Here is a 12,959-nt window from a genome sequence, read left to right as displayed (position 1 = left end):
CGACCGGAGGCCCCGGCGGAGCGGGCTGCTCGACCGGCGCGGCAGTCGCCGTGCCGGGCGCGGCGGGGCGGGGCGCCGGGACGGACGGCGCCGCGGCCTTCGGCCGGGACCGGCGGGACGGTCCCAGCCGGCGCATCATCGGCATCTCCACCCACCGGTGCAGGGCCGCCGCGAGCAGCAGGTTGACCAGCAGGAAGCCGCCCACGAAGAGCGGCCCCCACCAGCCGCGCAGCCCCTCCCCCCAGTCCCCGGTGAGCCGCAGCACGGTCCGCATCACCAGGACGTGCACCAGGTAGAAGGCGAAGGAGACCTCGCCGAGCCACACCATCGGGCGGGACCGCCACGGTGTCCACCGGCCGCGCACGTCCGCGTCCGCGGCGGCGGCGATGACCAGCAGGTACGCGACCGCGAGCAGCGCCGCCCAGAACTCGGCGCGGATCCACAGCGCGGCGACCGCCCAGGTGATCACGAAGAGGAGGCTGGCCACGGCCAGGTTCGGCCCCCGCCAGCGACCCCGGCGCAGCAGCTCGGCCGCGGCCACGCCCATCCAGAACTCCAGCGACCGGACGACCGGGAAGATCTGGGCGAACCACCACCGGTTCTCCTCCGGCACCAGCAGTTGGCCGGGCCAGAGCGCCAGGATGAGCAGCGGCGCGGCGACCAGCGCCGCCCACAGCAGGCCGGCCCGGGCCCGGCGCAGGTACGGCAGCACGAACGGCAGGCAGAGGTAGAAGGCCAGTTCGCAGGAGAGCGACCAGCTCACGTTGTTGACGCTGTAGAAGTAGCCGTCGAGCGGGATCCAGGCCTGCACCAGGAAGAGGTTGCCGAGCGCGGCCCACGGCGGGACCGGGTCGGCGAACCAGAACGCGACGGCGAGCGCCACCACGAACGTCACCAGGTGGTTCGGATAGATCTTGGCCAGCCGCCGACGCAGGAAGGTCCGTCGTGGCTCGCCGTCGCGGTACGACCAGACCAGCACGAAGCCACTGAGGACGAAGAAGAACTCCACCCCGGAGAGGCCGAGTGCGAAGGTGGTGTCCACCACCGCCTTGACGTCGGGCTCGGCGATGATCCGCATGGTGCCGACGTGGAAGCCGAAGACCAGCAGGGCCGCGATCCAGCGCAGCCCGGTCAGCGAGGGCAGCCGGGCCGGACGGGCCGGCGGCGGGGCAGCGGTCATTCCGGCGACCCTACCGGGAGGCCCCGGACCGGGAAAACTCATCCCCGCGGAGGACCCGGCACCGGCCGTCGATGCACTACGATCCCTGTTTCTTGCGTTTTTCTTGTGGTTCAGCACGACACGGGGGCCGGTCCGTCGGCCGCTCGCACGGTGCCCAGAACGAGAGGTGGACACCGCATGCACCAGCGAATCCTGCTGCGTGCCCGGAAGGGCCCGTTCGAGGTGGTCAGCCCGGAGGAGACCTTCGAACGGAACTGGATCGGCGACAACAACGGCAACCTGGTCTTCGGCCATGCGGCGCACAAGTTGCTCGCCACCTCGACCGCGGAGATCACCCCGACCGAGTTCCGGGCCGGGTCCTACGACCCCCGCGAGCTGAACGAGCGGTACGACGTCTTCGTGGTGCCGCTGGCCAACGCGTTCCGGCGCAGCTACCTCGACCGGCTCCAGTCGATGACCCGGATGATCGAGAAGCTGAAGATCCCGGTGGTCGTGCTCGGCGTGGGCGCGCAGACGAACGTGCACGGCGACCGGGAATACCTCCGCCCCATCGACGACGCGGTGAAGGCCTTCTGCCGGGCGGTGCTGGACCGCTCGCACAGCATCGGGGTACGGGGCGAGGTCACCGAGGACTACCTGCGCACGCTCGGCTTCTCGGCGGTCGAGCAGATCGGCTGTCCGTCGATGTTCCTGCACGGCGACAGCCTGCGCATCGAGAAGGGCAAGGCGGAGCTGAGCCGGGACGACCGGGTCGCCCTGACCATCTCGCCGTACGTCAAGTCGATGGCCAAGATCGTCACGGCGCACCACGAGCGCTACCCCAACCTGCGCTACCTCCCGCAGGACCTGCGGACCCTGGGCACCCTGCTCTACGGGGACGCCGTGGAGCACCGGGGCAAGAGCAGCGCCATGCCGGTGCACAGCAGCCACCCGCTCTTCGTCGAGGACAAGGTGCGGATGTTCGTGGACCCGTGGACCTGGATGGACTACCTCTCCGGCTTCGACTTCGCGTTCGGCACCCGGATCCACGGCACCATCACCGCGCTCCAGGCGGGCACCCCCGGTTACCTCTTCGCCCACGACTCCCGCACCCTGGAGCTGGCCCGGTACTTCGGCATCCCGCACCGGATCATGGGGGACGTGCCGGCCGACGTCGACGCCGCCGACCTCTACGCGGAGGCCGACTACACCGCGCTCAACGACGGGCACAAGGCCCGTTTCGAGGCGATGATCCGCTTCCTGGACCGGCACGACCTGGGCAACGCCTTCGCCGACGGGGACAGCGCGGCCCGCTTCGACCGGCAGGTGCGCGAGACCGCCTTCCCGCCGGCGGTCCGGCCGCTGCACACCCTCGGCTGGGACGACTTGCAGACCCGCCTGCAGTGGCTGCGCGACCAGCACACGGAGGCCCAGCGGGAGGTGGCCGCGCTGCGCGGGCTCCGCCTGCACGCCCGGGTCATGGAGGCGGTGAACGGCCGGGTACGCCGGTTGCTCGGCCGTTAACCGGCCGCTCGGAGGGTGTTCAGCGAGCGCACCTCCGGGGGCAACGTCAGGTTTCGGGCCCGTCCACCCGCACCCTCGATCGTGTGCGGGTGGTCACCGAGACTCGACACCCGCTGCTGAGTGTCGTCGTGCCCGTGCACGGCGTGGAAGCACACCTGCACCAGTGCCTCGACTCGATCCTCGACGGCCTGGACACCGCCGACGCGGCCGACGTGGAACTGGTCGCGGTCGACGACGCTTCGCCCGACCGGTGCGGGGAGATGCTGCGGGCGTACGCGGTCCGCCGGCCGGCGGTGCGGATCGTGACGCTGCCGCACAACGTGGGTCTGGGCCTGGCCCGCAACGCCGGCCTGGACGAGGCGACCGGCCGGTACGTCTGGTTCGTGGACAGCGACGACTGGCTCCCGCCGGGGACACTGCCGGCGGTGCTGGCGCGGCTGCGCGCCGACCGGCCGGACGTGCTGCTGCTGGACCACCTCCGGGTGCACCACGACGGCCGGATCGAGGAGGACGCCAGCAGCCCGCTGCTGCGCGGCGTCGACGGGTTGAACGTAGCGCGTGACCGCCCCGCTCCGGCGCCGGCTCCTGGCCGAGGATCGGCGTGGGGCGCTCGGCGCAGAGGTACTGCGCCATGTCGTCGTGCGGGGCGACCTGCTGCCGGGTCTTGTCGAGATCCCAGACCGCCTGCGCGGTGGCCTTGCCCGACGGCCAGGTGGCGATGATCCGCCAGGTGCCGTCGTCGCGCCGGTACGCGTCCCAGGAGATCTTCTCGGTGTCGATCCCGTGCTGGGCCAGCCGGCCGTTGACCACCTCGGCCAGCGGGGTCGGCTTCTCCGCGCCCTTGAGCCGGGTCCGGCGGGCGTGCTGGGCGAGCATGGCCCGCTCCTGGAGCACCGGACCCGCGTAGCGCAGGACCCGGTCGACCGGGACACCGGCGATCCGGGCGACGTCCTCGGCGGACTCGCCGGAGCGGATCCGGGCCTGGATGTCCCGCGGGGAGAGCGACGGCGTCGGGTCGGCGGCGGTCGGCACCACCGCGAGAGGTGCCGCGCCGGGCTCGGCGTGCAGCACCGAGGCGACGCGCTCGTCGATGGGGAGGGCGAGCAGGCGCCCGACCTCGTCGGCGAGCACCAGAGCCTGGCCGTCCTCGGAGAGGGCGACGAAGCGTACTGGGCGCATGGGCTTGCCTCCGTCCCGCTTCGCTGGCCGTGTCACGCCACGAGCCGGCCACCCGGGCGTCTCGCACCACCGTACGCTCATCTACCCGAAGGTGGGGGATGCGACACCCCGGCATGTCGTGCTGAGCTGCGGCGATGATCACGGTGGGTGGCCGTCGGAGGCCCGACGACCACCCACCGTCACGAGGTGATCAGAGTCGCTCGACCACGTAGTCGATGGACGCGGTGAGTGCCTCCACATCGGCCGGCTCGACCGCCGGGAAGAGCGCGACCCGGAGCTGGTTGCGGCCCAGCTTCCGGTACGGCTCGGTGTCGACGATGCCGTTGGCGCGCAGCGCCTTGGCGATCGCCGCGGCGTCCACCCCGTCGGCGAAGTCGATGGTGGCGACCACGTTGGAGCGCAGCGCCGGGTCGGCCACGAACGGGGTGGCGAACGACGAGCGCTCCGCCCAGCCGTACACGATGCCGGCGCTCTCGGCGGTGCGCTTGGCCGCCCAGGACAGCCCGCCCTGCCCGTTCATCCAGTCGGTCTGCTCGGCGGCCAGGAAGATCGTGGCCAGCGCCGGGGTGTTGTAGGTCTGCTCCAGGCGCGAGTTGTCGATCGCGGTGACCAGGTCGAGGAAGGCCGGGATGTAGCGGCCCGACTCCTTGATCTCGGTGGCCCGGGCGAGCGCGGCCGGCGACATGAGGGCCAGCCAGAGCCCGCCGTCGGAGCCGAAGCACTTCTGCGGGGCGAAGTAGTAGACGTCGGTCTCGCCGACGTTGACCTCCAGCCCGCCGGCGCCGGAGGTGGCGTCGACCAGCAGCAGCGAGCCCTCGTCGGCGCCCGCCACCCGGCTGATCGGCACGGCCACGCCGGTGGAGGTCTCGTTGTGCGGGGTGGCGTAGACGTCCACGCCCGCCTCGGCCACCAGGGTCGGCGCGGTGCCCGGCTCGGCCTTGCGCACGGTCGGCTCGCCCAGGAACGGGGCGTCCTTGACCGACTTGGCGAACTTGGCGCCGAACTCGCCGAAGCTGGCGAACTGGGCCCGGTCGCGGACCAGGCCGAAGGTGGCGACCTCCCAGAAGGCGGTGGTGCCGCCGTTGCCGATGACCACCTCGTAGCCCTCGGGCAGGGAGAAGAACTCGGCGATGCCCCGGCGCAGCCGGGCGACCTGGTCGCGGACCGTCTTCTGCCGGTGCGAGGTGCCCAGGTAGCTGGTGGCGACGTCGGCGAGGGCGGAGACCGCCGCCGGACGGACCTTGGACGGGCCGCAGCCGAAGCGTCCGTCGGCGGGCTTGATGTCGTCGGGAATCCGGATGGTCGGTGCGTCAGCCACGGTTGTCTCGATCCTTCCGCATGGGCGAGGGCGGGCCCTGATGCGGGCGCGGACCGACGGCGGCCGCGCGCGGGCGCGCGGGAAGCCGGGATCCGAGCCCGGTCCGGCGGCACTGCCGGCCTTCATCCTCGCACCCTGGCGGCCCGGCCCGACGGCTGGTCCCACGACCGGGGCTGAGGGATACGCCACACACGGCGAGGCCCCGGCCGGAGCCGGGGCCTCACGGGCGTTAACAGGCGGCCCTTCCTCTACCGGAGGCGTTAGGAAGGGGCCCTTCCTTACACCTCAGACGCCGTGCGGGATGGCGTCCCAGCCCTCGACCTGCTGCGGCTTGCGGGGGCCGTGGCCGACGTACCGGGCCGACGGGCGGACCAGCCGCTGGAGCTTCTTCTGCTCCAGGATGTGCGCGGACCAACCGCCCATCCGGGCGCAGGTGAACATGGAGGTGAACATGTGCGCCGGCACCTCGGCGAAGTCCAGCACCACGGCCGACCAGAACTCGACGTTGGTGGCGAGCACCCGGTCCGGGCGGCGGGCCTGGAGCTCGGCCAGGGCCGCCTTCTCCAGCGCCTCGGCGACCTCGAAGCGCGGCGCGCCCAGCTCCTTGGCGGTGCGCCGGAGCACCCGGGCGCGCGGGTCCTCGGCCCGGTAGACCCGGTGGCCGAAGCCCATCAGCCGCTCGCCGCGGTCGAGTACGCCCTTGACGTACCCCTCTGCGTCGCCGCTGCGCTCGACGGCCTCCAGCATGCTGAGCACCCGGGACGGGGCGCCGCCGTGCAGCGGGCCGGAGAGCGCGCCGATGCCGGAGGAGATGCAGGCGGCGGCGTCGGCGCCGGTGGAGGCGACGATCCGGGCGGTGAAGGTGGAGGCGTTCAGGCCGTGCTCGGCGGCCGAGATGAAGTAGGCGTCGACGGCCTTGACGTGCCGCGGGTCGGGCTCACCCCGCCAGCGCTTCATGAACCGCTCGACGATGGTCTCCGCCTTGTCGATCTCCTTCTGCGGCACCGCCGGCAGGCCGAGGCCGCGGGCCGACTGGGCGACGAAGGAGAGCGCGGTGACCGACACCCGGGCCAGGTCCTCGCGGGCCTGCTCGTCGGAGATGTCGAGGAGCTGGCTGAGCCCCCAGTACGGGGCGAGCATCGCGACCGCGGACTGCACGTCGACGCGGATGTCACCGGAGTGCACCGGCACCGGGAACGGCTCGGCCGGCGGCAGGCCCGGGCCGAAGCGCCCGTCGACCAGCAGCGCCCAGACGTTGCCGAAGGAGACCTGGCCGATCAGATCCTCGATGTCCACGCCGCGATAGCGCAGCGAGCCGCCCGCGCGGTCCGGTTCGGCGATCTCGGTCTCGAAGGCTACGACGCCCTCCAGGCCCGGTTTGAAGTCGGACATGTCGTCTCCTGGCTTCCGGCGGCGGTGCGCCCGGGCGGGCCATCGGGCCGCGCGGCACGGGCGACGCTCTCAGCGATGTGGTTCGGAACATCTTGCCTGCTGGGTAACCGAGTGCGCGACCCACGGCCACTGTGCGCCACGCGACATCCCCGCGGGTGGACAAGCTCACCGCCTCGGCCAGACTTGGCGGTGGGGTCTGGCCAGCGTCGGGGGACGCGTCCGCCCTGACGAGAGGGAAGAAGACTGTGACGGGCAACACACCGACCCCGGCGGAGATGCGTAACGAGTACGCGGCCGACCTGGGCCTTTCCGAACCGGACCTGGCGCCGGACTGGCCGACCCAGTTCGGGCGCTGGTTCGCCGACGCGGTGGCGTACCCGCTGCCCGAGCCGAACGCCATGGTGGTCGGCACCGCCGACGCCGAGGGCCGCCCCAGCGGCCGGACCGTGCTGCTCAAGGGGTACGACCCGGACGGCTTCGTCTTCTACACCAACTACGGCTCGCGCAAGGGCGCCGAGGCGACCGCCAATCCGTGGGCCAGCCTGGTCTTCCCCTGGTTCCCGATGCAGCGCCAGGTGGTCGTGGCCGGCCGGGTGGAGCCGGTCGACCGGGCCGAGACCGAGGCGTACTTCGCCAGCCGGCCGCGCGGCTCCCAGCTCGGCGCCTGGGCCAGCGCCCAGTCCACCGTCGTGCCGGACCGGGCCGCGCTGGACGCGGCGTACCGGGCGACGGCCGAGCGCTTCGCCGACGTCGAGGAGATCCCCGCGCCGCCGTACTGGGGCGGGTTCCGGGTCCGCCCCGAGACGGTGGAGTTCTGGCAGGGCCGGGCCAGCCGGCTGCACGACCGGCTGCGCTACCGGCGCACCGACGAGGGCGCCTGGATCGTCGAGCGGCTGGCGCCGTGACCGGGGTCAAGGAGGCCCGGCCGCGCGGGGCGCGCCGCTGGGCGATCGACCTGCGTCCGCTGGGCGTGCCCGCGTACCGGCGGGTCTGGCTCGGCAACGGCGTGGCCATGTTCGGCTTCCAGTTCACCGCCGTGGCCGTACCGGTGGAGATGTTCGACCTGACCGGCGGGTCGTTCTGGGTCGGCCTGCTCGGCGTCGCCGGCTTCCTGCCGCTGCTGGTGTTCGGGCTCTGGGGCGGGGCGGTCGCCGACGCCCGCGACCGGCGCCGGGTCCTGCTGGCCGGCGGCGGCCTGCTCTGGGCCTCGACCCTGGCGCTGCTGCTCCAGTCGCTGCTGCGGGTGGGCAGCCCGGTGCTGCTGCTCGCCCTCGTCGCCCTCCAGTCGGTCGCCTTCGCGATCACCTCGCCGGCCCGCAGCGCGATCCTGCCCCGCCTGGTGCCGGCCGAGCTGGTCCCGGCGGCCAGCACCCTCAACTTCACCACCTTCACCGCGACCTCGGTCTTCGGGCCGCTGGCCGCCGGCCTGATCTTCGCCACCTGGCGCACCGGGGCCGGGCTGCCGATCGCGTACGCGGTCGACGCGCTGCTGTTCACCGTGTCGCTCTGGGCCACCCTGCGGCTGCCGGCGATGTTGCCGGAGCCGGACCCGGACGGCGACGGCACGCCGCGCCGGGCGGGGCTGGCCAGCATCGTCGACGGGTTCCGCTACCTGGCCACCACGCCGGTGCTGCTGCTCTCCTTCGCCATCGACCTGATCGCGATGATCCTGGCCATGCCCCGGGCGCTCTTCCCCGAGCTGGCGCAGCACCGGTTCGGCGGCGGAGCCGCGGTCGGCTGGCTCTACAGCGCCATCGCCATCGGCGCGATGCTGGGCGGGCTCACCTCCGGCTGGATCGGCCGGGTCCGGCGGCAGGGCCTGGCGCTGGTGGTCGCGGTGGTGGGCTGGGGCGTGGCGATCGCCCTCGCCGGGCTGGCCCGGCAGCTCTGGCTGGTGGTGCTGCTGCTCGGCCTCGCCGGCGCCGCCGACCTGGTCAGCGCGACCCTGCGGCAGTCGATGCTGCTGGTCTACGCGCCGGACCGGATGCGCGGCCGGCTCCAGGGGGTGAACACCGTGGTGGTCGCCGGCGGCCCGCGCCTGGGTGACCTGCGGGCCGGCGCGACCGCGGCGGCGTTCGGCACCGGCGTCGCCATGGTCGGCGGCGGCATCGCCTCCGCCGTGCTGGCCGTGCTGCTGGTGGTGGCCTTCCCGGCGCTGCTGCGCTACCGGTCGACCACCGCGGCCCGGGACTGACCGCTGGTCGGGACGCGATCATCGGTCCAGCGCAGCTCGCGGGGGACGGACTAAGGTCGCGGCATGGAGAATGGCGCGCGGCTGTCGCCGTCGGGGACACAGTGGACCATCGCCGCCGACGGCCACGAGGCCGTCGTGGTCGAGGTCGGCGGTGGCCTGCGGGGCTACCGGCACGACGGGGTCGACTACCTGGACGGGTACGAGGCGGACGAGCTCTGCCCCGGCTCGGCCGGCCAGGTGCTGGCCCCCTGGCCCAACCGGATCCGGGACGGCGCGTACACCTTCGGGGAGCGGTCGTTGCAGCTCGACCTGAGCGAGCCGGCCCGGCACAACGCGATCCACGGCCTGGTCAACTGGGTCTCCTGGCACCTGGTGGAGCAGTCGCCGGAGAGCGTCACCGTGGGCTACGACCTGCCGCCCCGCCCGGGCTATCCCTGGTCGCTGCGGCTGCGTACCCGGTGGAGCGTCGGGGCGGACGGGCTGCGCGCCGAGCACGAGGTGACCAACCTGGCCGGGGAGGCGGCGCCGTTCGGCTTCTCCGTCCACCCCTACCTGCGGCTCCCCAGGACCGGGGTGGCGGAGACGACGCTGCGGGTGCCGGGGCGCACCCGGGTGCTGGTGGACAGCCGCCTGCTGCCGCTCGCCGCCACCGAGGTCGCCGGCACCGAGTACGACTACACCGAGCCCCGGGCGATCGGTGACGCCGTGCTCGACACGGCCTTCGGCGACGTCGAGCGGGACGCCGACGGCGGCTCGTCGGTGATCCTGGCCGCCCCGGACGGCTCGGCTGCGGTGCACGTCTGGGCGGACGGCGAGTTCGGCTGGTGGCAGGTCTTCACCGGGGACACCCTGCACGGCGAGCGCCACCGCCGCTCGGTCGCGGTCGAGCCGATGACCTGCCCGGCGGACGCGTTCCGCTCCGGCAAGGGCCTGATCACGCTGGCTCCCGGCGCGACCTGGCGGGGTGCCTGGGGCATCCGGCCCGGGGCCTGAGCATGGAGTTCGCCGAGGTCGTCCGCCGGCGGCGGATGGTGCGCAACTACGACCCGGACCGGCCGGTCCCGCCCGAGGTGGTGGACCGGCTGCTGACGCACGCCACCCGGGCGCCCTCGGCGGGCTTCGCCCAGGGCTGGGGCTTCCTGGTGCTGGAGGAGCCGGCCGACCGGGAGCGGTTCTGGGCGGCGGCCACCCCGGGCGGCGGCGGTCGGGAACGCTGGCTGACCGGGATGCGCCGGGCCCCGCTGATCGTGGTGCCGCACGCCAACCGCTCGGTCTACCTGGAGCGGTACGCCGAGCCGGACAAGGGCTGGGCGGACCGGTCGACCGACCGCTGGCCGGTGCCCTACTGGTACGTCGACACCGGCTTCGCGGCGCTGCTGATGCTGCTCACCGCCGTCGACGAGGGGCTGGGCGGGTGCTTCTTCGGCATCCCGCCGCAGCGGCTGGCGGCGTACCGGGAGGCGTTCGGGGTGCCCGAGGAGTTCCAGCCGATCGGCGCGGTCACCATCGGTTACCGGGCGCCGGACCACCGGTCACCCTCGCTGGGCCGCGGGCGGCGACCGGTGGACGAGGTGGTCCGGCGGGGCCGCTGGAGCTGAGGGCGGTTCGGGCCGCCCCGGCGGGGGTATCCGTGGCGGCGAAACCGACATGAGGGCGTAAAACGCGGTGTGGCGGGTGCGGTTAGGCTGGCATCGACATCACCAGCCGGGCCAGGGGAGGGGAGCGCGCCTTGATCTTCAGAGCGGTCCGGGACGGGCGTCCCTACCCGGAGCACAACCTCACGCTCAAGCAGTGGGCGGAGATCCCGCCGCGTCCGCTGCGGCTGGACCAGCTCATCACCACCAAGCGCGAGCTGGCGCTGGACAAGCTCCTCGCCGAGGACTCCACCTTCTACGGCGACCTCTTCCCGCACGTGGTGCAGTGGAACGGCGGCCTCTACCTGGAGGACGGCCTGCACCGGGCGTTGCGGGCGGCGCTGCAGCAGCGCAACCAGATCCACGCCCGGGTGCTGGTACTCAGCCCGCAGGGCGAGTGACCGGCCCCTGAGTCTTCGTTAAGGTGACGGCATGACTCCTCTCGACCTGCTGGACATCGACGCGTCGCTGGACGAGGAGGAGCGGCAGATCCGCGCCGTCGTGCGCCAGCTCGTCGACGACCGGGTACGCCCGCACGTCGCGGGCTGGTACGAGGACGGCAGCGTTCCCGCCCGCGAGCTGGCCCGCGAGTTCGGCAAGCTCGGCCTGCTCGGCATGCACCTGACCGGCTACGGCTGCGCCGGCGCGTCGGCCGTCGCGTACGGGCTGGCCTGCCTGGAGCTGGAGGCCGGCGACTCCGGCGTCCGCTCGCTGGTCTCGGTGCAGGGCTCGCTGGCCATGTACGCCATCTGGCGCTACGGCAGCGAGGAGCAGAAGCAGCGCTGGCTGCCCGCCATGGCGGCCGGCGAGGCGATCGGCTGTTTCGGGCTGACCGAGCCGGACCACGGCTCCGACCCGGCGTCGATGGCCACCCGGGCCCGCCGGGACGGCGACGACTGGATCCTCACCGGCAGCAAGCTGTGGATCACCAATGCGCCGATCGCCGACGTCGGGGTGATCTGGGCGCGCACCGACGAGGGGGTGCGCGGCTTCGCCGTACCGATGGACACCCCGGGGGTGACGGCGCGCGAGATCCGGCACAAGATGTCCCTGCGCGCGTCGCTGACCGGGGAGATCGCCCTCGACGACGTCCGGCTCCCGGCGGATGCCCGGCTGCCCGAGGCGACCGGGCTGAAGGCCCCGCTGAGCTGCCTGACCGAGGCCCGGCACGGCATCGTCTGGGGCGCGCTCGGCGCGGCCCGCGACTGCCTGGAGACCGCCCTGTCGTACGCCACCACCCGGACCCAGTTCGGCCGGCCCCTCGCGGGTTTCCAGCTCACCCAGGCCAAGCTCGCCGACATGGCCGTCGAGTGGAACAAGGGTCTGCTACTGGCGCTGCACCTGGGCCGGCTGGCCGACGCCGGGAAGCTGCGGCCGCACCAGGTCAGTGTGGGCAAGCTGAACAACGTCCGGGAGGCCCTGGCCATCGCCCGGCAGTGCCGGACCATCCTCGGCGCCAACGGGGTCTCGGGCGAGTACCCGGTGATGCGGCACGCCAACAACCTGGAGAGCGTGCTGACCTACGAGGGCACCTCGGAGATCCACCAGCTGGTCATCGGGCAGCAGCTCACCGGGCTCTCCGCCTTCGCCTGAGCTGCGCGTTCACCCGTTCGGGTCACTCGCCGAGCGAGTGTCGCACGGGGGCCGTAACGTCATTGTCAGTCGATGTGTCTGACGAGGACGGTGAGGGCGCATGGCCCGCGACGGTGAGATCAACGAGCCCACCAGGGAGTTCCCGGAGTACCCGACCGGCGACGCCCTGCGGGCCCGGGCGGACGGCGCCGGCGACCCGGCACCGTACGGCCCGCGACCGGCCGGCGGTCCGGTCCGGAGCCTGCTCGTGGCGCTCGGCGCGGTCGCGCTGGTCGTGGTGGCGCTGCTCGGTGTGCAGGCGACCGGCATCCTGCCGCACTTCCGCAACCCGTTCGCCCAGCAGCAGACCGACCGCAGCCAGCCGCCGCTGCTGAAGTCGATCCGCGACCTCAGCCGCTACGTGGCCGCCGAGGGCGACTTCCAGGTGGTCGTCGACCTGCAGAAGGACCGCAAGAACGTGCCGGACTTCCTGCTCAACGAGCGGACCCTCTTCGTCGGGGCCGGCCGGGTCGAGGCGTACGTGGACTTCTCCAAGATCGCTGACGGGGCGGTGGTGGAGTCCGCCGACAAGAAGTCGGTGGAGATCAAACTGCCCGCGCCGCAGCTCGGCGAGACCAACCTCGACCTGGAGAAGAGCTACGTCTTCGCCGAGCAGCGCGGCCTGATCAACCGGCTCAACGACCTGGTGGCCGGTGACCCCAACCGGCAGCAGGCGGTCTACAAGCTGGCCGAGGACCGGATCACCACCGCCGCCCGGGACAGCGGGCTGACCGCGCGCGCCGAGGAGAACACCCGCAAGATGCTGGAGGGGCTGCTCCGCTCCCTCGGCTACGAGAAGGTGACCGTCACCTACACCGCCCCGTGACCCTGGTCGCCGCGACGCCCCGCCCCCCGGGGGGGGGGCGGCGGTGGGCGGGGGGGGGGGTGGGGGGGCGGGGGGCGGGGGCGCGGGGGGGGGGCGGGGGG

Annotated in this window: 11 protein-coding genes and 2 pseudogenes; 9 read left to right on the top strand and 4 right to left on the bottom strand. The window is 73.2% G+C overall.

All coding sequences use genetic code 11. The features are described 5' to 3' along the window. On the bottom strand, positions 1-1,180 hold a 1,180-nt coding region (locus ACWEVO_RS13930), incomplete at its 3' end, for an acyltransferase family protein (protein ID WP_452307905.1). 177 nt (positions 1,181-1,357) lie between these two features. Here ACWEVO_RS13930 and ACWEVO_RS13925 point away from each other — a divergent pair. After that, positions 1,358-2,683 (top strand): polysaccharide pyruvyl transferase family protein, encoded by a 1,326-nt coding sequence (locus tag ACWEVO_RS13925; protein ID WP_452307904.1) that lies wholly within the window; start codon positions 1,358-1,360, stop codon positions 2,681-2,683. Positions 2,684-2,766: 83 nt separating this feature from the next. Further along, a pseudogene (locus ACWEVO_RS13920) lies at positions 2,767-3,099 on the top strand (glycosyltransferase family 2 protein); the annotation flags it as partial. Here ACWEVO_RS13920 and sepH read toward each other — a convergent pair. From sepH to ACWEVO_RS13905, 3 genes and pseudogenes are all read right to left on the bottom strand, one after another. Continuing rightward, positions 2,984-3,862: pseudogene (gene sepH, locus ACWEVO_RS13915) on the bottom strand (septation protein SepH); the annotation flags it as partial. The pseudogenes ACWEVO_RS13920 and sepH sit on opposite strands and share 116 nt — an antisense overlap. Before the next feature lie 190 nt (positions 3,863-4,052). Further along, positions 4,053-5,180 (bottom strand): phosphoserine transaminase, encoded by a 1,128-nt coding sequence (gene serC / locus ACWEVO_RS13910; protein WP_452307903.1) that lies wholly within the window; start codon positions 5,178-5,180, stop codon positions 4,053-4,055. Between the two features lie 285 nt (positions 5,181-5,465). Beyond that, on the bottom strand, positions 5,466-6,572 hold the full coding sequence (locus tag ACWEVO_RS13905) for a citrate synthase 2 (RefSeq protein ID WP_452307902.1): 1,107 nt from the start codon (positions 6,570-6,572) through the stop codon (positions 5,466-5,468). Positions 6,573-6,847: 275 nt separating this feature from the next. On the opposite strand from ACWEVO_RS13905, the gene pdxH reads away from it, so the two are divergent. From pdxH to ACWEVO_RS13870, 7 genes are all read left to right on the top strand, one after another. Beyond that, positions 6,848-7,477 (top strand): pyridoxamine 5'-phosphate oxidase, encoded by a 630-nt coding sequence (gene pdxH / locus ACWEVO_RS13900; protein WP_452307906.1) that lies wholly within the window; start codon positions 6,848-6,850, stop codon positions 7,475-7,477. Beyond that, on the top strand, positions 7,474-8,766 hold the full coding sequence (locus ACWEVO_RS13895; RefSeq protein ID WP_452307901.1) for an MFS transporter: 1,293 nt from the start codon (positions 7,474-7,476) through the stop codon (positions 8,764-8,766). Before pdxH ends, ACWEVO_RS13895 begins: the two co-directional genes overlap by 4 nt. 63 nt (positions 8,767-8,829) lie before the next feature. Then, positions 8,830-9,759 carry an aldose 1-epimerase family protein gene (locus ACWEVO_RS13890; protein WP_452307900.1) on the top strand — a complete coding sequence of 310 codons (930 nt, stop codon included), beginning with the start codon at positions 8,830-8,832 and terminating at the stop codon, positions 9,757-9,759. Positions 9,760-9,761: 2 nt separating this feature from the next. Further along, the gene (locus ACWEVO_RS13885) at positions 9,762-10,364 is read left to right on the top strand and encodes a nitroreductase family protein (RefSeq protein WP_452307899.1); all 603 of its coding nucleotides are present in this window, start codon (positions 9,762-9,764) and stop codon (positions 10,362-10,364) included. A gap of 131 nt (positions 10,365-10,495) precedes the next feature. Continuing rightward, complete coding sequence (locus ACWEVO_RS13880; RefSeq protein WP_091113285.1) at positions 10,496-10,801, top strand: type II toxin-antitoxin system VapB family antitoxin; 306 nt, start codon at positions 10,496-10,498, stop codon at positions 10,799-10,801. 31 nt (positions 10,802-10,832) lie between these two features. Continuing rightward, a complete protein-coding gene (locus tag ACWEVO_RS13875) occupies positions 10,833-11,993 on the top strand; it encodes an acyl-CoA dehydrogenase family protein (protein WP_452307898.1) in 1,161 nt (386 codons plus the stop codon). A 100-nt stretch (positions 11,994-12,093) separates the two neighbouring features. Continuing rightward, positions 12,094-12,858 carry a DUF4230 domain-containing protein gene (locus ACWEVO_RS13870; protein WP_452307897.1) on the top strand — a complete coding sequence of 255 codons (765 nt, stop codon included), beginning with the start codon at positions 12,094-12,096 and terminating at the stop codon, positions 12,856-12,858. Positions 12,859-12,959: the final 101 nt, after the last annotated feature.

Source organism: Micromonospora sp. NPDC003776 (genome assembly GCF_053605645.1).
Note: the sequence above shows the minus strand (reverse complement) of the source record. Positions and strands in the feature narration are given on the sequence as shown.